The organism is Kitasatospora sp. NPDC004799 (genome assembly GCF_040609095.1).
In the GTDB taxonomy this organism is placed as follows: Bacteria; Actinomycetota; Actinomycetes; order Streptomycetales; family Streptomycetaceae; genus Kitasatospora.
The window spans coordinates 1-21,197 of record NZ_JBEXJK010000110.1; the positions used below are offsets into that span (position 1 = coordinate 1).

18 protein-coding genes and 1 pseudogene are annotated in these 21,197 nt (G+C 74.9%); 11 read left to right on the plus strand and 8 right to left on the minus strand.

Translation table 11 applies throughout. From position 1 onward, the window contains the following. The 7 genes and pseudogenes from ABZW03_RS16510 to ABZW03_RS16540 all read left to right on the plus strand — a co-directional run. Window positions 1-387 (plus strand): annotated as a pseudogene (locus ABZW03_RS16510) (hypothetical protein); the annotation flags it as partial. After that, window positions 384-1,982: a carboxyl transferase domain-containing protein gene (locus ABZW03_RS16515; protein ID WP_355257827.1), complete on the plus strand. Its 1,599-nt coding sequence runs from the start codon at window positions 384-386 to the stop codon at window positions 1,980-1,982. The pseudogene ABZW03_RS16510 and the gene ABZW03_RS16515, both read left to right, overlap by 4 nt. A 14-nt stretch (window positions 1,983-1,996) precedes the next feature. After that, window positions 1,997-3,919, plus strand: coding sequence for a biotin carboxylase N-terminal domain-containing protein (locus tag ABZW03_RS16520; RefSeq protein ID WP_355257830.1), 1,923 nt, complete (start codon window positions 1,997-1,999; stop codon window positions 3,917-3,919). An 86-nt stretch (window positions 3,920-4,005) separates the two neighbouring features. Beyond that, window positions 4,006-5,178 carry an acyl-CoA dehydrogenase gene (locus tag ABZW03_RS16525; RefSeq protein ID WP_355257832.1) on the plus strand — a complete coding sequence of 391 codons (1,173 nt, stop codon included), beginning with the start codon at window positions 4,006-4,008 and terminating at the stop codon, window positions 5,176-5,178. A 333-nt stretch (window positions 5,179-5,511) separates the two neighbouring features. After that, a complete protein-coding gene (locus ABZW03_RS16530) occupies window positions 5,512-7,110 on the plus strand; it encodes a 4-coumarate--CoA ligase family protein (RefSeq protein ID WP_355257835.1) in 1,599 nt (532 codons plus the stop codon). A 113-nt stretch (window positions 7,111-7,223) separates the two neighbouring features. Continuing rightward, the gene (locus ABZW03_RS16535) at window positions 7,224-7,844 is read left to right on the plus strand and encodes a TetR/AcrR family transcriptional regulator (RefSeq protein WP_355257838.1); all 621 of its coding nucleotides are present in this window, start codon (window positions 7,224-7,226) and stop codon (window positions 7,842-7,844) included. Between the two features lie 148 nt (window positions 7,845-7,992). Further along, window positions 7,993-10,473 carry a SpoIIE family protein phosphatase gene (locus ABZW03_RS16540; RefSeq protein WP_355257841.1) on the plus strand — a complete coding sequence of 827 codons (2,481 nt, stop codon included), beginning with the start codon at window positions 7,993-7,995 and terminating at the stop codon, window positions 10,471-10,473. A 78-nt stretch (window positions 10,474-10,551) separates the two neighbouring features. Here ABZW03_RS16540 and ABZW03_RS16545 read toward each other — a convergent pair whose 3' ends face one another. The 8 genes from ABZW03_RS16545 to ABZW03_RS16580 form a co-directional block, all read right to left on the minus strand. Beyond that, window positions 10,552-12,114, minus strand: a complete 1,563-nt coding sequence (locus tag ABZW03_RS16545; RefSeq protein WP_355257845.1) for an MFS transporter — start codon at window positions 12,112-12,114, stop codon at window positions 10,552-10,554. Beyond that, window positions 12,111-12,746, minus strand: coding sequence for a helix-turn-helix domain-containing protein (locus ABZW03_RS16550; protein ID WP_355257847.1), 636 nt, complete (start codon window positions 12,744-12,746; stop codon window positions 12,111-12,113). Before ABZW03_RS16550 ends, ABZW03_RS16545 begins: the two co-directional genes overlap by 4 nt. A 158-nt stretch (window positions 12,747-12,904) precedes the next feature. Next, window positions 12,905-13,297 (minus strand): cell division protein SepF, encoded by a 393-nt coding sequence (locus ABZW03_RS16555; protein WP_355257850.1) that lies wholly within the window; start codon window positions 13,295-13,297, stop codon window positions 12,905-12,907. A 294-nt stretch (window positions 13,298-13,591) separates the two neighbouring features. Next, entirely contained in the window at window positions 13,592-14,107 is a 516-nt protein-coding gene (locus ABZW03_RS16560) for a DinB family protein (RefSeq protein ID WP_355257853.1), read from the minus strand. A gap of 73 nt (window positions 14,108-14,180) precedes the next feature. Beyond that, entirely contained in the window at window positions 14,181-14,897 is a 717-nt protein-coding gene (locus ABZW03_RS16565; protein ID WP_355257856.1) for a VTT domain-containing protein, read from the minus strand. A gap of 49 nt (window positions 14,898-14,946) precedes the next feature. Then, window positions 14,947-15,495 carry an RICIN domain-containing protein gene (locus ABZW03_RS16570; protein ID WP_355257859.1) on the minus strand — a complete coding sequence of 183 codons (549 nt, stop codon included), beginning with the start codon at window positions 15,493-15,495 and terminating at the stop codon, window positions 14,947-14,949. Between the two features lie 17 nt (window positions 15,496-15,512). Then, window positions 15,513-16,292, minus strand: coding sequence for a dienelactone hydrolase family protein (locus ABZW03_RS16575; RefSeq protein WP_355257862.1), 780 nt, complete (start codon window positions 16,290-16,292; stop codon window positions 15,513-15,515). Between the two features lie 93 nt (window positions 16,293-16,385). Beyond that, entirely contained in the window at window positions 16,386-17,624 is a 1,239-nt protein-coding gene (locus tag ABZW03_RS16580; RefSeq protein WP_355257865.1) for an MFS transporter, read from the minus strand. A 340-nt stretch (window positions 17,625-17,964) separates the two neighbouring features. Here ABZW03_RS16580 and ABZW03_RS16585 point away from each other — a divergent pair, with 340 nt between their 5' ends. The 4 genes from ABZW03_RS16585 (at window position 17,965) to ABZW03_RS16600 (ending at window position 21,009) form a co-directional block, all read left to right on the plus strand. Then, on the plus strand, window positions 17,965-19,149 hold the full coding sequence (locus ABZW03_RS16585) for an ROK family transcriptional regulator (protein ID WP_355257867.1): 1,185 nt from the start codon (window positions 17,965-17,967) through the stop codon (window positions 19,147-19,149). A gap of 150 nt (window positions 19,150-19,299) precedes the next feature. Continuing rightward, on the plus strand, window positions 19,300-19,716 hold the full coding sequence (locus ABZW03_RS16590; protein WP_355257870.1) for a TOBE domain-containing protein: 417 nt from the start codon (window positions 19,300-19,302) through the stop codon (window positions 19,714-19,716). A 91-nt stretch (window positions 19,717-19,807) separates the two neighbouring features. Beyond that, complete coding sequence (locus ABZW03_RS16595) at window positions 19,808-20,263, plus strand: hypothetical protein (RefSeq protein WP_355257873.1); 456 nt, start codon at window positions 19,808-19,810, stop codon at window positions 20,261-20,263. Continuing rightward, on the plus strand, window positions 20,260-21,009 hold the full coding sequence (locus ABZW03_RS16600; protein WP_355257876.1) for a glycerophosphodiester phosphodiesterase: 750 nt from the start codon (window positions 20,260-20,262) through the stop codon (window positions 21,007-21,009). The genes ABZW03_RS16595 and ABZW03_RS16600 overlap by 4 nt, the downstream gene beginning before the upstream one ends. Window positions 21,010-21,197: the final 188 nt, after the last annotated feature.

Here is a 21,197-nt window from a genome sequence, read left to right on the forward strand (position 1 = left end):
CCCCAGTTCACCGGCCAGCGCCTGCTCCGTCTTGCGGCACTCGGGGCAGAGGAAGTCGAGGTAGAGGTCGACGCGCACCCGGCCGGTGGAGGCGACGCCAACCTCGGCGTCTGGGCCCGTACGGCGGACGGCTGGCGCTGGCTGGCGCACACCCTCACCGTCCAGCGGCTCCGCGAACTCCTCCCCGAGACCGCCGGGTTGCCCGTCACCCGGCACCTGCTGCCGAACCTGCGCGCGGTCAACTTCACCCTCACCGGCCTGCTCGGCGAGGGCGTCGCCGCCCGGCACCGCTTCGACCCGCAGGCCAAGGCCCTCGGCGAGTGGCTGCGCTCCCGCCACCTCGACATCCCGACCGTGCTCCTGGACCGCCCGGAGGCCCCGCTGTGACCGTCCTGACCACCCGCGTCGACCCGGCCGGGCCCGAGTACGCCGAGCACCGCGCCGCGATGCTCGCCAAGCTCGCCGAGCTCGACGCCGAGCACGCCAAGGCGCTGGCGGGCGGCGGCCCTTCGTACCTGGAGCGCCACCGCAAGCGCGGCAAGCTGCCGGCCCGCGAGCGGATCGAGCTGCTGGTCGACCAGGACTCGCCGTTCCTGGAGCTGTCCCCGCTGGCCGCCTGGGGGAGCGAATACCCGGTGGGCGCCGCCCTGGTCACCGGCATCGGCGTGATCGAGGGGGTGGAGTGCGTGATCACCGCCAACGACCCGACGGTGCGCGGCGGCGCCAGCAACCCGTGGACCCTGCGCAAGGCACTGCGGGCCAACGAGATCGCGCTGCACAACCGCCTCCCGCTGGTCAACCTGGTCGAGTCCGGCGGCGCCGACCTGCCCAGCCAGAAGGAGATCTTCATCCCCGGCGGCGCCCTCTTCCGCGACCTCACCCGGCTCTCCGCCGCCGGGATCCCCACCGTGGCCGTGGTGTTCGGCAACTCGACGGCCGGCGGCGCCTACGTGCCCGGCATGTCCGACCACACCGTGCTGGTCAAGGAGCGCGCCAAGGTGTTCCTCGGCGGCCCGCCGCTGGTGAAGATGGCCACCGGGGAGGAGGCCGACGACGAGTCGCTGGGCGGCGCCGAGATGCACGCCCGGATCTCCGGCCTGGCCGACCACGTCGCGGCGGACGAGGCGGACGCGCTGCGGATCGCCCGCCGGATCGTCGCCCGGCTCGACCACCGCAAGCCCGGCCCCGACCCGGACCGGCGGGCCGCGCCGCCGAGGTACGACGAGGAGGAGCTGCTCGGCATCGTCCCGGGCGACCTCAAGGTGCCCTTCGACCCGCGCGAGGTGATCGCCCGGATCGTCGACGGCTCCGACTTCGACGAGTTCAAACCGCTCTACGGCACCAGCCTGGCCACCGGCTGGGCCCGCCTCCACGGCTACCCGGTCGGCGTCCTGGCCAACGCCCAGGGCGTGCTGTTCAGCCAGGAGTCCCAGAAGGCCGCCCAGTTCATCCAGCTGGCGAACCAGCGGAACACCCCGCTGCTGTTCCTGCACAACACCACCGGCTACATGGTCGGCAAGGACTACGAGCAGGGCGGCATCATCAAGCACGGCGCGATGATGATCAACGCCGTCGCCAACTCCACCGTCCCGCACCTGTCCGTGCTGATGGGCGCCTCCTACGGGGCCGGCCACTACGGCATGTGCGGGCGGGCGTACGAGCCGCGCTTCCTGTTCTCCTGGCCGAGCGCCAAGTCCGCCGTGATGGGCCCGCAGCAGCTCGCCGGGGTGCTGTCGATCGTCGCCCGGCAGTCCGCCGCGGCGAAGGGCCGGCCGTACGACGAGGAGGCGGACGCGGCGATCCGGGCGATGGTCGAGCAGCAGATCGAGGCCGAGTCCCTGCCGGTGTTCCTCTCCGGCCGGCTCTACGACGATGGCGTCATCGACCCGCGCGACACCCGCACGGTGCTCGGCCTGTGCCTGTCCGCGATCCACAACGCGCCGGTCGAGGGCGCGCGCGGCTACGGCGTCTTCCGACTGTGAGGAACCCCGAGACGATGATCACCAACCTGCTGGTCGCCAACCGGGGCGAGATCGCCCGCCGGGTCTTCCGCACCTGCCGGGAGCTCGGCATCGCGACCACCGCCGTCCACTCCGACCCGGACGCCGGCGCCCCGCACGTGCGCGAGGCCGACGCCGCCGTCCGGCTGCCCGGCGCCGCGCCCGCCGACACCTACCTGCGCGCCGACCTGATCGTCCGGGCCGCGCTGGCCGCCGGGGCCGACGCCGTCCACCCCGGGTACGGGTTCCTGTCCGAGAGCGCGGACTTCGCGCGGGCCGTGCTGGACGCCGGCCTGGTCTGGGTCGGCCCGCCGCCGGCCGCGATCGCCGCGATGGGCTCCAAGACCGCTGCCAAGCGCCTGATGGCCGAGGCCGGGGTGCCGGTGCTGGGCGCCCTCACCGAGCCCACCGAGGCCGACCTGCCGCTGCTGGTCAAGGCCGCGGCCGGCGGCGGCGGACGCGGCATGCGGGTCGTCCGCGGCCTGGCCGAGCTCCCCGGCGAACTGGCGGCCGCCCGCGCCGAGGCGGCCAAGGCCTTCGGCTCGGACGAGGTGTTCTGCGAGCGCTACCTGCCCGCCGGGCGGCACGTCGAGGTCCAGCTGCTGGCCGACGCCCACGGCACTGTCTGGGCGGTCGGCGACCGCGACTGCTCGCTGCAGCGGCGGCACCAGAAGGTGATCGAGGAGGCCCCGGCCCCCGGCCTGTCGGCGGAGGTCCGGTCCGCCCTGCACGCGGCGGCCCGCACCGCGGCCGGCGCGATCGGCTACACCGGCGCCGGCACCGCCGAGTTCCTGCTCGCCGAGGACGGCCGGTTCTTCTTCCTGGAGATGAACACCCGCCTCCAGGTCGAGCACCCGGTCACCGAGGCGGTCACCGGCCTGGACCTGGTGGCCCTGCAGATCGCCGTCGCCGAGGGCGAGCGGCTGCCGCCCGAGCCGCCGGCCACCGACGGCCACGCGATCGAGGCCCGGCTCTACGCCGAGGACCCGGCCGCGGACTGGCGGCCCGCCACCGGCACCCTGCACCTGCTCGAACTCCCGTTCCCGTACCAGGAGTTCACCGGAACCGGGCTCCGGCTGGACTCCGGCGTGGCGGCCGGCAGCGAGATCACCCCGCACTACGACGCGATGCTCGCCAAGGTGGTCGTCCGGGCCCCCACCCGCGCGGCCGCCGCCCGCCGGCTGGCCGACGCGCTGGCCCGCGCCCGGGTCCACGGCCCGGCGACCAACCGGGACCTGCTGGTCCGCGCGCTGCGCCACCCGGCCTTCCTGGCCGCGGAGCTGCACACCGGCTTCCTGGCCGAGCACGCGGCCGAGCTCACCGCCCCGGACACCGAGGGCGTGGAACGCGCCGCCCTGGCCGCCGCCCTCGCCGACGCCGCCGGCCGCCGCGGCGCCCTGCCCTCCGGCTGGCGCAACCTGCCCTCCCAGCCGCAGCTCAAGCGCTACCGGGCCGAGGACGGCACCGAGACGGCCGTCCGCTACCGGCTCACCCGTACCGGCCTGGTGGCCGAGGGCCACCCGGAGGTCGAACTCGTCGAGGCCGCGCCGGACCGCGTGGTGCTCGCCGAGGGCGGGCTGCGGCGCACCTACCGGGTCGCCCGGTACGGCGACCGGGTGCACGTCGACACCCCGGCCGGCGGCACCGCGCTCACCGCCCTGCCGCGCTTCCCCGACCCCACCGTCCGCACCGACCCCGGCGCGCTGCTCGCCCCGATGCCCGGCACCGTCCTGCGGGTCGCCGCCGCGGTCGGGGACACCGTCACCGCCGGCCAGCCGCTGCTGGTGCTGGAGGCGATGAAGATGGAGCACCGCGTCACCGCCCCGGCCGACGGCACCCTCGTCGACCTGCGCGCCGCCCCCGGCCGGCAGGTCGAGACCGGCACCCTGCTGGCCGTCGTCCAGCCCGCCGAAGCCTGAGCCGTCGTCCAGCCCACCGAAGCGTGAGCCTCCGTCCAGCCCACCGAAGTCCGAGCGTCGTCACCGAAGCCTGAGGAAGGACCCGCATGTCCACCATCGGCAGTCAGCTCCTGGAGACCCCCGAACGCCGGGCCCTGCGCCGGGCCGTCGGCGACCTCGGCCGCCGCTACGGCTCCACGTACTACCTCGCCAAGGCCCGGGCCGGCGAGCCCGCCGACGAACTGTGGGCGGAGGCCGGCAAGGCCGGCTACCTCGGCGTCAACCTGCCCGCCGAGTACGGCGGCGGGGGCGGCGGCATCACCGACCTCGCCATCGTCCTGGAGGAGCTCGGCACGGCCGGCTGCCCGCTGCTGCTGCTCATCGTCTCCCCGGCGATCTGCGGCACCGTGATCGCCCGCTACGGCACCGAGGAGCAGAAGCGGCGCTGGCTGCCCGGCCTCGCCGACGGCAGCCGCCGGATGGCCTTCGGCATCACCGAACCGGACGCCGGCTCCAACAGCCACCGGATATCCACCGTCGCCCGCCGGGACGGCGAGGACTGGCTGCTGACCGGCCGCAAGGTCTTCGTCTCCGGCATCGACCACTGCGACGCGGTGCTGTTCGTGGCCCGCACCGAGGACGCGCGCACCGGCAGGCTCAAGCCCTGCCTGTTCGTCGTCCCGCGCGAGACCCCCGGCTTCGAGTACCGGGCGATCCCGATGGAACTCGTCGCCCCGGAGAAGCAGTTCCAGGTCTTCCTGGACGACGTCCGGCTGCCCGCCGACGCCCTGGTCGGCGACGAGAACGCGGGCCTGCTCCAGCTGTTCGCCGGCCTCAACCCCGAGCGTGTCCTGACCGCCGCCTTCTCGCTCGGCCTCGCCCGCCAGGCCCTCGGCAAGGCCGTCGAGTACGCGAAGACCCGCACCGTCTGGTCCACCCCGATCGGCGCCCACCAGGGCCTGGCCCACCCGCTGGCCCAGTGCGCCGTGGAGATCGAGCTGGCCCGGCTGATGACCCAGAAGGCCGGGCTGCTCTACGACGCCGGTGAGGACCTCGCCGCCGGGGAGGCCGCCAACATGGCCAAGTACGCCGCCGGCGAGGCCGCCGCCCGCACCGTCGACCAGGCGGTGCAGACCCTCGGCGGCAACGGCCTGACCCAGGAGTACGGCCTGGGCGCGCTGCTGGCCGCCACCCGGGTCGGCCGGGTCGCCCCGGTCAGCCGGGAGATGGTGCTCAACTACGTGGCCCAGCACACCCTCGGGCTGCCCAAGTCCTACTGAGAGCCGTCGCCCGCCACCCCGGTCGGCCACCCGTTCGGGGTCGCCCGCCGGGGTGGTGCCGGCGCGGGCCTTGACGTAGCCCGTCGCCACCCGGTGCGACCGCGGCGGCAGGGGCGGCAACCGGCCCCACGGCGGGCTGGGGGCGGGCGGCGGTGGTGCGCACCGCCCCGCCGGGCGCCCCCCGGGAGCAACCGCGCACCACGCACGCCCCGCCCCCGGTTCCCCACAATGGCCGAGCCAGACCCCTGACTGTCCGTATGCTCCTGAACGCGCCCCGCACCGAAGCGCTCACCGGTTTTGTTGCTACGTCAACTTCCGTACTGGAGGCTCATCTTGGTGTTCCGAAGCGAGTTCCCCGACGTCCCCCTGGTCGACCTGCCGATCCACGAGGCGGTGCTCGGCGCCGCGGAGGGGTACGGCGACCGTCCGGCCCTGATCGACGGCGTCACCGGCGAGACCACCAGCTACGCCCAACTCGCCCACGCCGTCGACCGGGTGGCCGCCGGGCTGGCCGAGACAGGCGTGCGCCGCGGAGACGTCGTCGCCCTCTTCAGCCCCAACTCGACCGCCTACCCGATGGCCTACTACGGCGCGACCAGGGCCGGCGCCACCGTCACCACCGTCTCCTCCTTCGCCACGCCCGTCGACCTGGCCGGCCAGCTGCGCGACAGCGGCACCCGCTGGCTGGTCACCGTCGGCCGCTTCCTGTCGACCGCCCGTGCGGCCGCCGAACTGCTCGCCGAACAGGGCCGCCCGCTGGCCGGGATCATCGTCCTGGACGGCGCCGAGGGCCACCGCTCGCTCGCCGACCTGCTGGCCGCCACCGGCCCCGCCCCCGAGGTCACCATCGACCCGGGCGAGGACGTCGCCGTGCTCCCGTACTCCAGCGGCACCACCGGCCTGCCCAAGGGCGTGATGCTCACCCACCGCTCGATCGCCACCAACCTCGCCCAGTGCGACGCCCTCTACCGCCCCGCCGTGGGCGAACGGGTGCTCGCCGTCCTGCCCTTCTTCCACATCTACGGACTGGCCGCGCTGCTCAACCAGCCCCTGCGCTGCGGCGCCACCGTGGTCGTGCTGCCCCGCTTCGACCTGGAGCAGTTCTGCCGCACCGTCCAGGAGCACCGGGTGCAGGCCCTGGTGGTGGCCCCGCCGATCGCCCTCGCCCTGGCCCGGCACCCCGTCGTGGAGCAGTACGACCTCTCCTCGGTCGAGTACCTGCTGTGCGCCGCCGCCCCGCTGGACCACGAACTCGCCGACGCCTGCGCCCGGCGGCTGGGCCTGCCGCACCTGCTCCAGGGCTACGGCATGACCGAGCTCTCCCCGGTCACCCACGTCGTCTCCCCGCGCGAGGGCGACCCCCCGCCCGGCTCGGTCGGCCGGATGGTCCCCTCCACCGAGCTGCGGATCGCCGCCCTGGACGGCTCCGACGGCGACCTCGGGCCCGGCGAGCGCGGCGAGGTGCTGATCCGCGGCCCGCAGGTGATGAAGGGCTACTTCGGCCGCCCGTCCGAGACCGCCGCGGTGGTCGACGCCGAGGGCTGGCTGCACACCGGCGACGTCGGCTTCGTGGACGGGCGCGGCTACCTGCACATCGTCGACCGGGTCAAGGAGCTGATCAAGTACAAGGGTTACCAGGTCGCCCCCGCCGAACTGGAGGCCGTCCTGCTCGGCCACCCGGAGATCACCGACGCCGCCGTGATCGGCGTCCCGGACGCCGAGGGCACCGAGTGCCCCAAGGCCTTCGTGGTCCGCGCCCCCGGCAGCGCCCTGACCGTGGAGGAGGTCACCGGGTACGTCGCCGACCAGGTCGCCCCCTACAAGAAGGTCCGCGCGGTGGAGTTCGTGGACGCCGTCCCCAAGTCCGCGGCCGGCAAGATCCTCCGCCGCGAGCTGCGCGCCCGCGAGGCCGGCCGCGCCGCCGTCCGCTGAGCGGCCGCGGCCGACCCGGCGGCCGAAGACCGGCGCCCGTCTGTGAGGATCTTCCTGCCGCGCCCCGACCGGGAGCCGCCGCGCCCCGACCGGAACAGGAAGCGCCCGCCGCCATGACCAGCCACCCCGCCGCCCGCACCCCGCAGCAGGACCGCAGTCGAGCGACCCGGGCCCGGCTGCTCGCGGCGGCCGTGGACTGCCTGGCCGAGCTCGGCTGGCACGGCTCCACCGTCACCGTCGTCGCCGAGCGGGCCGGGGTCTCCCGGGGTGCGGCCCAGCACCACTTCCCGACCCGCGAGGACCTCTTCACCGCGGCCGTCGAGCACGTCACCGCCGAGCGGCTGGCAGCCGTCCGCGCCCACGCGGACGAGCTGCCGGCCGCCGGGCCGGACCGCACCGGCGCCGTGGTCGACATGATCGTCCGGCTCTACACCGGCCCGCTGTTCCGCGCCGCCCTGCACCTGTGGACCGCCGCCGCCACCGAGGAGGCGCTGCGCGAGCGGATCATCGCCCTGGAGGGCCACGTCGGCCGGGAGGCCCACCGGGCCGCCGTGGAGTTCCTGGACGCCGACGAGAGCCGCCCCGGCGTGCGCGAATCGGTGCAGGCCACCCTGGACCTCGCCCGCGGCCTGGGCCTCGCCAACCTGCTCACCGACGACAGCCACCGACGTTCCGGAGTGATCCGGCAGTGGGCGGGCGTTCTGGAGAGTACGCTGCGGCCGGTACGCCCATGACGCCCGTACACCCGGAGCGGCCGGACGCCCCCTGACCAAGGGGTCGCCGGGCGGCCGATGTCCGTGCAGTCTGGAGAAGAACCCCGGCCGGCACGGACCGCGAGGCCCACCCGGCCGGGCACGAGCCGAACCGGGGTGCTGCCTGATCATGCACGGACACGAGTGGGACGCGACCGACGCCGCCGACCCGGCACCGGGCGGCACCCCGGTGCGTCCCGAGGGCGCGCGCCCCGAAGGCCACCGGCTCGTCCCGCTCGCGACGGCGCTGCTCCAGGACGACGGACTGATCCTGCACTGGAGCGAGGACGCCGAGGCCCTGCTCGGCTACCCCGCCGAGGAGGCCGTCGGCAGCTACGCCGCCCAGCTGCTCACCGACGAGTCCGACCGCGCCGAGGTGCTCGACCTGTTCCAGCAGATCATGAGCGGCAGCGGCTGGTCCGGCGTCTTCCCGGTGCGCCACCGCGACGGCCACAAGGTCGACCTGGAGTTCCGCACCTACCCGATCGCCGGCCCGGCCGGCACCCTGCTGCTGCTCGCCACCGCCTCCGACACCCGCGCCCTGCACGCCGTCGAGGCCGACCTCGCGGTGCTGGACGGGATCTTCGACCGCTCGCCGATCGGCATGGCCGTCTACGACACCGCGCTGCGCTACATCCGGATCAACGAGGCGCTGGCCCGGATGAACGGGGTGCCGGTCGCCGCCCACCTGGGCCGGCGGATATCCGCCGTGCTGCCCGGCATCAACAGCGCCGAGATCGAGCAGATCATGCGTCAGGTGCTGAAGACCGGCAAGCCCGTGGTGGACGCCCGCTCGCACGGCCGGGTCCCCGGCGACCCCAAGCGGGACCGCGCCTGGTCCGCCTCCTACTTCCGGCTGGAGGACTCCACCGGCCGGATCCTCGGGGTCTGTTCCTCGATCATCGACGTCACCGAGCGCTTCCAGGCCGAGGCCCGCGCCGCCCGGGCCCAGGAGCGGCTCGCCACCATCGCCGAGGCGACCGCCCGGATCGGCACCACCCTCGACCTCCAGCGCACCGCCGAGGAACTGATCGAGGCCGTCGTCCCCCGGTTCGCCGACTTCGCCACCGTCGACCTGCTGGAACCGGTGCTGCGCGGCGCCGAGCCCGCCGCGATCCCCTCCGACCGGAACATCAAGCTGCGCGCCGTCGCCGTCGGCGAGTCCTACGAGACCGGCCTGGCCAGCGCCGTGGACGTGGTCGGCGAGACCTCCGAGTACGCCCCCGACCGCAGCTACGTCCAGTGCCTGCGCAGCGGGAAGCCGCTGCTGCGCGCCCAGGTGGACGAGGAGACGCTGCGCGGGCTGGTGGCCAGCGAGGACCGGGTGGCCCCCGGGATGGCGGCGGGCATCCACTCGTACCTGATGGTGCCGATCACCGCCCGGGGCATGGTGCTCGGCGGCTCCGAGTTCATCCGGATGCGCAACCCCGAGCCGTTCACCGCCGCCGACGTCGCCCTCGCCGAGGAACTCGTCGCCCGCACCGCGCTGGCGCTCGACAACGCCCGGCTCTACCGGCGCGAGCGGGAGACCGCGCTCACCCTCCAGCGCAGTCTGCTGCCGCAGGAGGTGCACCGCACCCTCGGGTTGGAGATCGCCTACCGCTACCTGCCCAGCAGCGTGGTCAGCGAGGTCGGCGGCGACTGGTTCGACGTGGTGCCGCTGTCCTGCGGGCGGGTCGCCCTGGTGGTCGGCGACGTGATGGGCCACGGCATCCGGGCCGCCGCCACGATGGGCCAGCTGCGCACCGTCGCCCGGACCCTCGCCACCCTCGACATGCCGCCCGAGCAGGTCCTCACCCGGCTGGACGAGACCGCCTCCGGCATCGGCGAGGGCCAGTTCGCCACCTGCATCTGCGCGGTGTACGACCCGCTGGAGCGCACCGTCCAGGTCGCCTCGGCCGGGCACCTGCCGCCGGTGCGGGTCGCCCCCGACGGCACCGCCGCCGTCGTGGACGTGCCGCCCGGGGTGCCGCTGGGCGTCGGCGGGGTGGCCTTCGAGTCGATCGAGTTCACCATCCCCGAGGGCGGCATGGTCGCGCTCTACACCGACGGCCTGGTCGAGCGGCGCGGCCAGGACCTGGACGCCGGGATCGACCTGCTCGCCCGCACCCTGGCCGGCCCCGGCCGGACCCTGGAGGAGAGCTGCGACGCCGTGCTCGGGGCGCTGGTCACCGACGGCACCGAGGACGACATCGCGATGATCATGGCCCGGGTGCTGCCGCTGCCCGCCGACCGGATCGCCGTCCTGCCGCTGTCCGGCGGCGGCCGGCTGCCCGGCCGAGCCCGCCGCTTCACCCGCGCCACCCTGGAGTCCTGGGGGCTGTCCGCGCTCACCGACTACGCCGAGCTGCTGGTCAGCGAACTGGTCACGAACGCCCTGCTGCACGCCGACGCCCCGCGCCGGCTGCGGCTGTTCCGGGACCGGGTGCTCACCGTGGAGGTCTCCGACGCGGGCGGCCAGACCCCGCAGCTGCGCCCGTTCGCCGAGCAGGACGAGGGCGGGCGCGGGATGTTCCTGGTCAGCGAGCTGGCCCAGCGCTGGGGCAGCCGGCTGACCCGGGACGGCAAGGTGGTCTGGGCGGAGCTGGAGCTGCCCTTCGGGAGCGCGTAGGGAACGGCTTCCACACCGACGAGAACGGTCGTTCCCCCGGGGGAACGACCGTTCTCAGGTATCGCCGCTCAGCTGCTGCTACGCCTCGACCCGCGTCGGCCCGGCGGCGACGTCCGTCGCCACGGTCTCCGCCCCGGGCTGCGGCCCGGACAGCCCGCGCAGCAGCCGCCAGGCCATCAAGGCCGCACCGAACAGCAGCGCGGCGGCCAGCAGCCCGGCGTTGTTCATGCCGTGGACGAAGGCCTCCCGGGCGCTCGCCAGCAGCGGCTGGGCGAGCTCCGGCGACAGGCCCTGCGCCGTCTCGACGGCCGAGCCCAGCGACTCGCCGGCCCGGGCGGCCGCCGCCGGGTCCGTCCCGGCCGGGACGGCCAGCCCGCTCGCGTAGATCGAGCCGACCACCGAGCCCACCAGGGCGATGCCGAGCGCGGTGCCCAGCTCGTACGCCGTCTCCGAGACCGCCGAGGCGGCCCCGGCCTTGTCGGCGGGCGCGGTGCCCAGCACCAGGTCGGCGCCGAGCGTGTAGACCACGCCCTCGGCCGTCCCGACCAGCAGGAAGGAGGCGGCCAGCACCAGGTAGGTGGTGTCCTGCGTCATCCAGCCGAGCACGCCCACGCCCAGACCCATCGCCAGCAGGCAGGCCGTCAGCGCCTTGCGGGCGCCGAAGCGCCGGGCGATCCGGGCGGTCAGCAGACCGCCGACCACCGAGCCGGCGAAGGCCGGCAGCTCGGCCAGGCCCGCCTGGAGCGGCTGGTAGCCGCGGACCAGCTGGAGGTACTGCGAGACCACGAAGATCACGCCGGAGAGCCCGACCAGGGAGATCAGCGAGGCCGCGACGGCCGCCGTGAACCGCCGGTCGCGGAACAGCCGGACGTCGAGCAGCGGGGTCTCCAGCCGCAGCTGGCGGCGGACGAAGACGAACAGCGCGGCGGCGCCCAGCACGAAGGCGGCCGGCACGTCCCAGCGGTCCACGCCGTGCGCGGCGGCCTCCTTGACCGCGTACACCACGCCGATCACGCCGGCCATCGACAGGACGACGCTCAGCACGTCCCAGCGGCCCGGCGCCGGGTCCCTGGACTCCGGCAGCAGCCAGGCGCCGGACACCAGCAGCAGGACCAGCACCGGGATGTTCAGCAGGAACACCGAACCCCACCAGAAGTGCTCCAGCAGCGCCCCGCCGACCACCGGCCCGAGCGCGGCGCCGGCGGTGGCGGCCGCGCCCCAGATGCCGATCGCGGTGGCCCGCTCCCGGTCGTCCGGGAAGAGGCCGCGGATCAGCGAGAGCGTGGAGGGCATGATCGTCGCCCCGGCCACGCCGAGCAGCGCGCGGGCCAGGATCAGCCAGCCGGCGCTCGGCGCGTAGGCGGCCAGCAGCGAGGCGGCGCCGAAGGCGGCGGACCCGGCCAGCAGCAGCTTCTTGCGGCCGATCCGGTCGCTCAGGGCGCCCATGCTGACCAGCAGGCCGGCCAGCACGAAGGAGTAGGCGTCGCCGATCCAGAGCAGCTGGGTGCCGCTGGGGCGCAGCGTCTCGCTGATCGAGGGGATGGCGAGGGAGAGGACGGTCGCGTCCAGGGCGACCACGGTCACGGCCAGGACGAGGACGGCGAGGCCGGTCCAGCGCTGGCGGGCGGTCAGGAGGGTCATGGTGTATCGGTGTCCGGCCTGTGGTCGGCGGTGCTGTGGGTGGTGGGGTGTTCGGTGGAGCCGTCGTCCGTGCTGCCGGGGCGGGCGTCCGGTCTGCGCAGCGCGCCGCCGAGGAACAGCTCGGTGAGCGAGAAGGCGGCGTCGCGCGGCGCGAGCCGGCCGTCCTGGATGGACCAGCCGACGCCGGCCACCAGGTCGAAGAAGGCCTCGCTCAGCCAGGCGGCGCTCAGCTCGATGCGGAACACGCCCTGCTGCTGGCCGCGCAGGAAGAGCGCGTGCAGCCGGGCGATCTGGACCTCCCAGAGGTCGTTGATGTCGTCGTTCTCGTAGAGCTGGCTCTCGCCGGTCAGGAAGGCGCAGAGCGCGGCGTCCGGCACGGCGGCGTCGACCAGGCGGCGCAGCGCGGCCTCGGTGTCGCCCCGCTCGACCTCGGCGGTGTCCAGCGCGGCGGCGAACCGGTGCAGCCCGAGCAGGCCGATCTCGCGGAGCAGCGCGTCGCGCCCCGGGAAGAGCCGGTGCAGCGTGGCACGGCTGATGCCGGCGGCGCGCGCGATCTCGTCCAGGTGGGCGGTCGGGCGGCGGGAGAGCACGCCGACGGCGGCTTCCAGGACGGTGTCGCGATCGGTGGCCATGAGCCGAGCATAGTTCATGTGAGACGTGGATGTCTCATTCTTTCGCCGGGGATCTCATCTGAGGCGCGAAGTTCCGGCGCCCGGGCAGCAAAAAACCGGGGACGGTGGGTGTACCGTCCCCGGTTCCGGGTGCCGGCGCTCTCGGGCGCCGCGGCTGGTCAGCTCTGGTTGTAGAAGCCGGTGTCGTCCATCGGGCGGTCGATCACCATGACCTCGACGTCGGCCGGGGTGAGCAGGAAGACCCTCCGGGCGATCCGCTCGATGCCGCCCCGGGTGCCGAAGATCAGCCCGGAGGCGAAGTCGACCATGCGCTTGGCCTCGGCCTCCTCCATCTCGGTGAGGTCCATGACCACCGGGGTGCTCGCCCGGATGTGCTCACCGACCGTCCGGGCCGCCTCGAATCCCGTCGGCCGCAGGGAGACGATCTTCGCGGGCGACGGGACGGCCGGAACCGTCTCGTGATCGACCCACTCGTCCTCGTACACCGCGGCCGGGTAGCTTCCCGAGGGCATCAGCCACCCGTTGTGGTGCTCGTCGCGAAGTGCTCCCATGCCGCGCCTCCCTGTCTCGTCCCGTCCTGGTCCCCCGGGGTCGCGTGCCGTTCTTGACACGTCATCCACTCGTCGGAACTGTCCGAGTATCGCACTGTTCACCGGTCCCGTGCCCGCTCGCAACCCCCGTACGAGTCGTGCCGCGCCGGAAACCCGGGCGAACCCGGGCACTTCCACTGACGCGGCGCAGCGCCGTACGGTTGCGCGCGTTGACCTTATCGGTCGCGGTCACTGCGCAATTGACCTTCTGTCAACAATGCGGAAACGATTTCACCCGTCCCGTCACCCGTCCCGTCACTCCCCGGTCGAGCCGTCGATCAATTCGCGCAGAAGATCCGCGTGCCCGTTGTGTCGCGCGTACTCCTCGATCATGTGGGTGAGGATCCAGCGCAGCGTCACCGGCTCGCCGCGGCGCGGCTTCTTGCCGACGGTGTCCAGCGGCAGGCCGGCGGCGGTGCGGCGGGCCGCGTCGACCTCGGCGTGCCAGGTGGCGAGGTCGGCCGCGACGTCGGCGGTGTCGACGTCGTCGAAGTCGCCGTCCTCGTTCTCCGCGGTCCAGTAGAGCCCGTCGGCGAACTCCTGGCCGAGCAGCACGGTCCGGAACCAGTACCGCTCCACCTCGGCCAGGTGCCGGACCAGGCCCAGCAGCGAGAGGTTGGACGGCGGGACGGAGCGCAGCCGCAGCTGGTCGTCGGTCAGGCCCGCGCACTTCAGGGCGAGGGTCTCGCGGTGGTAGTCGAGGAAGGCGGTCAGGGTGGCGGCCTCGTCGGCCGTCATCGGCGGGTCCACCCGCGGGTCGAGTTCGGTCATGCGCGCCATCCTGGCGTCCGGCGGCGCGCGGGCGCGAACGATTTTGCCGGCCGTGCGCGCCCCGCCCGGCGGTTCAGCCGGCCGCCGCCCGGCGGCGGGTCCGGGCCGTCCGCCAGAGGCCGACCGCGCTGCCCAGCACCAGCAGCGCGATCACCCCCGCCGACAGCAGGAAGGCCGCCGAGCCCGGCCGGTCCGCGCTGGCCGCCGCCGTGACGTACACCGCGGTGGTCGGCACCACGCCGATCGCGGTGGCCAGCACGAAGGGCAGGAAGCGGACCCCGGAGAAGGCCGCGCCGTAGTTGGCCGCCTGGAACGGCATGCCGGGCAGCAGCCGCAGCACCAGCACGCTGCGGAAGCCCTGCTCGGTGAACCGCCGGTCCAGCGCCCCGAGCACCTTGCCGCGCAGGTACGGGCGCAGTGCCTCGCGGCCGAGGCCCCGGCCGAGCCCGAAGGCCAGGGCGGCGCCCACCGTGGTGCCGAGCACCGCCAGCAGGACGCCCTGCTGGATGCCGAGCAGCAGCCCGGCCGCCGCGTTCAGCGCCGGCCGGGGCACGAAGGCGAGCGTCCCCACCGCGTAGACCAGGGCGAACAGCGGGCCGAACCAGTACCCGGGCAGCCGGTCGGCCAGCCCGCCGGACAGCAGCTCCGTCGGGCTCCACAGCAGCAGCGACCCGGCCGCCGCCGCGAGCACGGCCACCAGCAGCGCGAACCGCCACCAGGGGGAACGCGGCGCGACGGCGGGTGCCTGCTGCTGGGCGGGCGGCGGGGGAGCGGCATCGGGCTGGGACACCGCCGAAGCGTAACCGGTGCCCCGGCCCCGCCCGCCCCGGGTCCCGGGCTCAGCTGTACGGGTTCTTCGGCGGGTTGTAGTGCCAGTACTGGTTGTAGGCGCCCGCGAGGTACGGCCACTGGATCACCGGCGTGCCGTCGGCGAGGACGCCGCCGGAGACGTCGAGGACCAGGTAGCTGTGGGCGTTCACGATCCGGCGCGGGGTGCCGGGGTGGCTGGCGGGCGGGTCGCTCCACTGCTGGTTGGCGCCGCCGTTGCAGGTCCACTGGCCGGCCTGGACGCCCGCGGTGGTGCTGAAGGCCGGGATCTCCAGGCACTTGCCGCTGTGCAGGTTGATCCAGCCCTGGGCGGTCTGGGTCCACTTCTGGTTGTCGCCGCCGGTGCAGGTCCAGATCCGGACCGGGGCGCCGTTGTCGGTGCGCCAGTCGGCGACCTCCAGGCAGAGGTCGTTCGGTCCGGCGTACATCCCGGTGCGGATCTCGGCGGGGCCGAAGTCGGCCGTGGCACCGGTGGTGGCGAGGGCAGGCGGGGCGGTGAGCGCCACCGCGGCGGCGGCGAGGACGGCGGCGGCGAGGGAGGGGCGGATTCTTCGGGGCATCTGTTCGACCTCCGTGGTCAGTGCACCTGGCGCGGCCGGGCGAGGAATCCCAGCAGGCGTCGCCAGGAGTCCTGGGCCGCGTCGGCGTGTTCGACCGCGGAGAGCTCGAAGAAGTTGTGCGGTGCGCCCGGGTAGTCGACGAACTCGTGCGGGCAGCCGGCCGCGGTGAGCGCCGCGTCGAAGGCCTCGACGGTGTCGGCCGGGATGTGTTCGTCGGCGCCGCCCCAGAACGCGAGGATCGGGGCGGCCAGCCCCGCCGCCAGCTGGGTGGGCCCCGGGGCGCCGTCGATGGCGTCCGGGTAGCCGTAGTAGCCGACCGCGCCGGCCAGGCCGAAGCCCGGGGCGGCGGTGCGGAAGGCCTGCCGGCCGCCGAAGCAGAAACCGAGCGCGACCACCTCGGCGGGCCCGACGGCGCGCAGCCGGTCCAGCGCGGCGGTGATGTCGGCGTCCAGCCCCTCCGGGGTGAGCGCGAGCAGGTGGGGGAGCAGGTTCGGCAGGTCGCCGAATTCCACCGGGCGCTTTTCCGGAAAGGCTCCGGCGGTGCGTCCGTAATAGTCCAGGACGAGGGCCGGGTGGCCCTGTTCGGCGAGCCGGGCGGCGGTCTGCCGGTAGAACGCGGAAAGGCCCTTGTTGTCCGGCAGGACGAGCACGCCGGGGCCGGTGGCGATCTCGGGGCGGGCCAGGAAGGCGCCGAAGCGGGTGCCGTCGGCCGAGGTCAGGGTGAGCGGCGCGGCCTCCGCCAGCGGCCACCGGGCGGAGTCGAAGGCGGGCGGGGCGGCGTCCGGGTCGTAGCACACGGGGAATCCCTCTCACGGAGCGCGAAAACCGCCGGGCGCGGTTGCGCCCGACGGTTCGAGACCTTATCCGGGAATTCCCTCGGGAATTCACCATCATATCGCGGAAAGATCTTTTCCGGAAGGCTTTTCCGGTGACATTGCGGTCACGTTCCCGCCGCCGGGATTCCGTTCGGCCAGCCGCAGCGCCCCGGCGCTCAGCAGCAGGGCGCAGGCGAGCGCGGTGACCAGCCCGAAGGAGACGGTCAGCGAGGTGGCCTCGGCGAGGGCGCCGATGACCGCGGGGGCGATCAGGCCGGAGGTGTAGGTCACGGTGGCGACGCCCGCGATGGCCTGGCTGGGGTTGGTGCCGATCCGGCCGGCCGCGGCGAAGGCCAGCGGGACGATCACCGCGATGCCGACGCCGATGAGCGCGAACCCGGGGATGGCCAGCGCCGGGCTGTCGGCGGCGACCACCAGCAGTCCGCCGGCGGTGGCGACGGCGCCGCCGACGCGGGTGGTGCGGACGGCGCCGAGGCGGCGGATCGCGGCGTCCCCGGCGAGCCGGCTGGCCGCCATGGTGAGCGAGAAGGCGGTGTACGAGGCGGCGGCGACGGTGGCCGAGGCGCCGGTGACGTCCCGCAGGTAGACGCCGCTCCAGTCCATCGAGGCGCCCTCGGCGAAGACCGCGCAGAAGCCGACCAGCCCGATCACCAGCGAGCTGCGCGGCGGCAGCGCGAACCGCGGCGGCTCCTCCGCGCCCTCGTGCGCCCGGATGTCGGGCAGGCCGCGGCAGACCGGCTGGGCGAGGACGAGCAGGATCAGCGCGGTGACGGCCAGCTGGATCCGGGCGTCCAGCTCCAGGTGGGCGGCGAGGATGCCGAAGGGGGAGGCCAGCAGGCCGCCCGCGCTCCACATCCCGTGCAGTCCGGACATGATCGAGCGGCCGAGCCGTTCCTCGATCTCCACGCCCTGGGCGTTCATCGCGACGTCCGCCGTCCCGGCCGTGGCGCCGTACACCAGCAGGGCCGCGCACAGCGCGGGCAGCGAGGGGGCGAGCGCGGGCAGGGCGAGGGCCAGGCACCAGAGCGAGAGCAGCCCGCGCACCGCGGCCCGGCCGCCGTAGCGGTGCACGAAGCGGCCGGCCAGCGGCATGGCGAGGGAGGAGCCGATGGCGGGCATGACCAGGGCCAGGCCGAGCTGGCCGGCCGAGAGGTCGAGCCGGTCCTGGATCCACGGGATGCGGGTGACGAAGCTGCCGCTGACGGCCCCGTGCACGCAGAAGACCAGGGCGATGCTCGCCCGGGCCCGGCGGGGTGCGGCCAGTGGCTCCGGTGGTGCGGTGGTCCCGCTCATGCGCCCACCTCGCTGCGCTCGGCAGGGGCATTCGCCCACGCGCGCCCCTCGATGATGTGCTCGCTGCGCTCGCTCATGCGCCCACCTCGCTGCGTTCGGCAGGGGCATTCGCCCACGCGCGCCCCTCGATGATGTGCTCGCTGCGCTCGCTCATGCGCCCACCTTGCTGCGTTCGGCAGGGGCATTCGCCCACGCGCGCCCCTCGATGATGTGCTCGCTGCGCTCGCTCATTCAGTGTTCCCTCCCGGTCGCGCGACGAGGGGCGCGACTGTGCCCTGTGACGGTCGATAAATTATCAGGAAGGGACCCTGATAGAAATGCTCTGGAAGGATGATCTGCCATGACCACCGCGCGTACGGCCACGCCGAGCACCGCCCGGGCGATCAACGACCGGCTGGCGCTCAACCTCCTGCTCGAACAGGGACCCCTGACCGCGACCGAGCTGCGCGACCTCACCGGCCTGTCCCGGCCGACCGTCGCCGACCTGCTCGAACGCCTCCAGCGCACCGGCCTGGTGGCCGTCGTCGGCGAGCGCGGCGAACAGCGGCGCGGCCCCAACGCCCGGGTCTACGCCCTGGTCGCCTCCCGGGCCCACCTGGCCGCCTTCGACGTCCGCTCCGGCGGCGTCAGCCTGGTCGTCGCCGACCTGGCCGGGCGCAGCCTCGCCACCGCCGAGGTCCCGGTCGAGGGCGACGGCGGGCCGGACACCGCCGGCACGATCGTCGCCACCCTGCTGGAGACCGCGCGCGGCGCCGGCGTCGACCGGCTGCACACCGTCGCGGTCGGCGCCCCCGGGCTGGTCGACCCGGCCACCGGGCGGCTGCAGAACACCGGCAACCTCCCCCACTGGCACGCCGAACTCCTCGCCGCGCTGCAGGAGTTGCCCGGCACCGACGTGATCCTGGAGAACGAGGTCAACCTGGCCGGGCGGGCCGAGTACCGGGTCGGCGCCGCGCGCGACCGGGACACCTTCGTGCTGCTGTGGCTCGGCCACAGCGTCGGCGCCGCCGTGATCCTGGACGGGCGGCTGCGCCGGGGTTTCTCCGGCGGCACCGGCGAGATCTGCTTCCTGCCCGTCCCCGGCACCGTCGGCCTGCCCAGCGCCGACAGCTGCGCGGGCGGCTTCCACGACCTGGTCGGCAGCGCCGGGATCTGCGCGCTGGCCCGCGCCCACGGGCTGCCCGCCGGGACGGCCGGGGACGCCCCCGCCGCCGAGGCCGTCGTCCGGGCCGCGCTCGCGGCCGGTCCGGCGGGCGAGGGCTTCCTGGACGAGCTGGCCGAGCGGATCGCGATCGGTGCGGCGAGCGTCTGCGTGGTGCTGGACCCCGGCTGCGTGGTGCTCGGCGGCGAGATCGGCCGGGCCGGCGGGCCGGAGCTGGCCGGCCGGGTGGAGCGGCGGCTGGCCCGGCTCTCCCCGCTGAGCACCGAGGTGCGGGCCGGCACGGCGGGCGGCGGCGCGGTGCTCGCCGGGGCGGTGCTCACCGCCGGGGACGCGGCGCGCCGCGACCTCTTCGGCGAGCCGTAGCGCCTGCCTCCGCCGCCCTCGCGTGATCGTCCGCGCCGCCGGTGCGGCAGGATGGCCCGGGGGCACCCGCCGCCGCACGGCGCGGGGGCACCCGACTCATGGCGTGGGGGCACCCGCCTCCCGAACCCGTACCACCGTCAGGAGACGCACATGGGCCAGCCCGAGGCGCCGGCCAACCCGTACCGCATCGGCGAGGCCGCGGCGCTGCTCGGCGTCAGTGCCGACACCATGCGGCGCTGGGTGGACGCCGGGCGGGTCGCCGCCGCGCGGGACGAGCACGGGCACCGGATCATCCCGGGCGCCGAGCTCGCCGCCTTCGCCCGGGAGCTGGCCCGGCCGGAGAACGCCGAGGCGGAGGGCCGGCCGTCCTCGGCCCGCAACCGCTTCCCGGGGATCGTCACCGACGTCGTGCTCGGCGACGTGGCCGCGCAGGTGGAGATCCAGGCCGGGCCGTTCCGGGTGGTGTCCCTGATCAGCCGGGAGTCGGCGGAGGAGCTGAACCTGGTCCCCGGCGCACCCGCCACCGCGGTCATCAAGTCCACCAATGTGATGATCGAACGACGCTAGTCGGCGCCCTCGCCCTTCGCGTGACCAGCGCGAGCCGGGTGCGCCGCACGAGTCCCGGAACCGAACGAGCGGAACCGAACGAGAGGCCCGGATGCCACCCCCGCACCTGCCGACCACCCAGAGCGCCGTGCTCGCGATCGAGGCCGTGGCCGACCGGCACGGCCGGACCGTCCGCGCCCAGCACGACATCGGCCGCGACCGGACCTTCGCCGGGCTCGTCGGCCCGAGCGGACCGGGAGACCCGGCGGGGGAGCCGGACGGCATCCCGCACGAGGCCCTGCTGGAGTTCGACGGGCGCCCCGCCGTCACCGTCCGGCTGTTCACCCACGACGAGGTCACCGTGACCGTCGAGGGCATCGCCTTCGACGTCGACCGGGACCGCGTCCCCGGCTTCCTGAACGCCGTCTGGTCCGACCTGGTGCACGTCCGGGCCCGCACCTTCCCGCCGTCCACCACGCTGATCGTCACCGTGCCCGGGGAGCACAGCTACCGCGAGGGCATCGGCGTCCACAGCCTCACCCCCTGGCTCGCCGGAAGGATCCGATGAACGCCGTCGCCAAGCCGAACGCCGCCGCGCCGAACGCCGCCGCGCCGAACGCCGCCAAGCCGCTCGCCGTCGCCCACCGCGGCGACCCGTACCGCTTCCGCGAGAACACCCTGCCCTCCGTCGAGTCCGCGCTCGCCGCCGGGGCCGACGCCGTCGAGGTGGACGTCCAGCTCACCCGCGACGGGGTGCCCGTGCTGCTGCACGACCGCACCCTGGAACGGCTCTGGGGCGACCCGCGCCCGATCGACCGGGTCACCGCCGAACAGCTGGCGGAGCTGCGGCGCGGCCCGCTCGCCGTCCCCACCCTCGCCGAGGCGGTCAAGGCGGTGGCCGCCGTCGAGGGCCGCCGGCTGCTGATCGACCTGGACGACGCCGGCCCGGCGGCCGCCGCCTGGTCGGTGGTCACCGGGCTCGGCGCCGAACGGGCGGTCGCCTTCTGCGGCCCCGCCGCCGCCGTGCTCGCGGTGCGCGAGCTGAGCCCGGACGCCGAGATCGCGCTCACCTGGAAGCAGCCCCGGATGCCCGTGCGCGCCCTGCTGGACGACCTGCGGCCGCGCTACCTCAACCCGCCGTTCGGCCTGGTCACCCCCGAGTTCACCGCCGCCGCGGCGGACCAGGGGCTGGCCGTCTCCACCTGGACCGCCGACCTGCGCCGCACCATGCGCCGGCTGCGCGGCAGCGGGGTCGCCGCCATCACCTCCAACCGGATCGGCCTCCTGCGCTCGGTCCTGGACGGCCGTCGGTGACCGACCCCCTGCTGGGGCCTGTCGTCGAACTCGCGTCTGCGGGGCGGCGTCGAGGCACGACCTCGCCGCGCTGTCGTCGGTCGCCAATGGCCCCGAGCCTTCGGCCGGGAGGTGCCCCCGCCTCCGCGTCGCGATGTACGCACTCCGACGCCGCCCCGCCCGCCGTGCGGGCGGCGCGGCGGGAGTTC

Excerpts from the sequence above, each read along its gene's own strand:
- ABZW03_RS16585 (WP_355257867.1), top strand. The coding sequence starts at position 17,965 with ATGACCACCGCGCGTACGGCCACGCCGAGCACCGCCCGGGCGATCAAC.
- ABZW03_RS16525 (WP_355257832.1), top strand. The coding sequence starts at position 4,006 with ATGTCCACCATCGGCAGTCAGCTCCTGGAGACCCCCGAACGCCGGGCC.
- ABZW03_RS16540 (WP_355257841.1), top strand. The coding sequence starts at position 7,993 with ATGCACGGACACGAGTGGGACGCGACCGACGCCGCCGACCCGGCACCG.
- ABZW03_RS16600 (WP_355257876.1), top strand. The coding sequence starts at position 20,260 with ATGAACGCCGTCGCCAAGCCGAACGCCGCCGCGCCGAACGCCGCCGCG.
- ABZW03_RS16595 (WP_355257873.1), top strand. The coding sequence starts at position 19,808 with ATGCCACCCCCGCACCTGCCGACCACCCAGAGCGCCGTGCTCGCGATC.
- ABZW03_RS16535 (WP_355257838.1), top strand. The coding sequence starts at position 7,224 with ATGACCAGCCACCCCGCCGCCCGCACCCCGCAGCAGGACCGCAGTCGA.
- ABZW03_RS16560 (WP_355257853.1), bottom strand. The coding sequence starts at position 14,107 with ATGACCGAACTCGACCCGCGGGTGGACCCGCCGATGACGGCCGACGAG.
- ABZW03_RS16590 (WP_355257870.1), top strand. The coding sequence starts at position 19,300 with ATGGGCCAGCCCGAGGCGCCGGCCAACCCGTACCGCATCGGCGAGGCC.
- ABZW03_RS16570 (WP_355257859.1), bottom strand. The coding sequence starts at position 15,495 with ATGCCCCGAAGAATCCGCCCCTCCCTCGCCGCCGCCGTCCTCGCCGCC.
- ABZW03_RS16520 (WP_355257830.1), top strand. The coding sequence starts at position 1,997 with ATGATCACCAACCTGCTGGTCGCCAACCGGGGCGAGATCGCCCGCCGG.
- ABZW03_RS16580 (WP_355257865.1), bottom strand. The coding sequence starts at position 17,624 with ATGAGCGGGACCACCGCACCACCGGAGCCACTGGCCGCACCCCGCCGG.
- ABZW03_RS16555 (WP_355257850.1), bottom strand. The coding sequence starts at position 13,297 with ATGGGAGCACTTCGCGACGAGCACCACAACGGGTGGCTGATGCCCTCG.
- ABZW03_RS16545 (WP_355257845.1), bottom strand. The coding sequence starts at position 12,114 with ATGACCCTCCTGACCGCCCGCCAGCGCTGGACCGGCCTCGCCGTCCTC.
- ABZW03_RS16550 (WP_355257847.1), bottom strand. The coding sequence starts at position 12,746 with ATGGCCACCGATCGCGACACCGTCCTGGAAGCCGCCGTCGGCGTGCTC.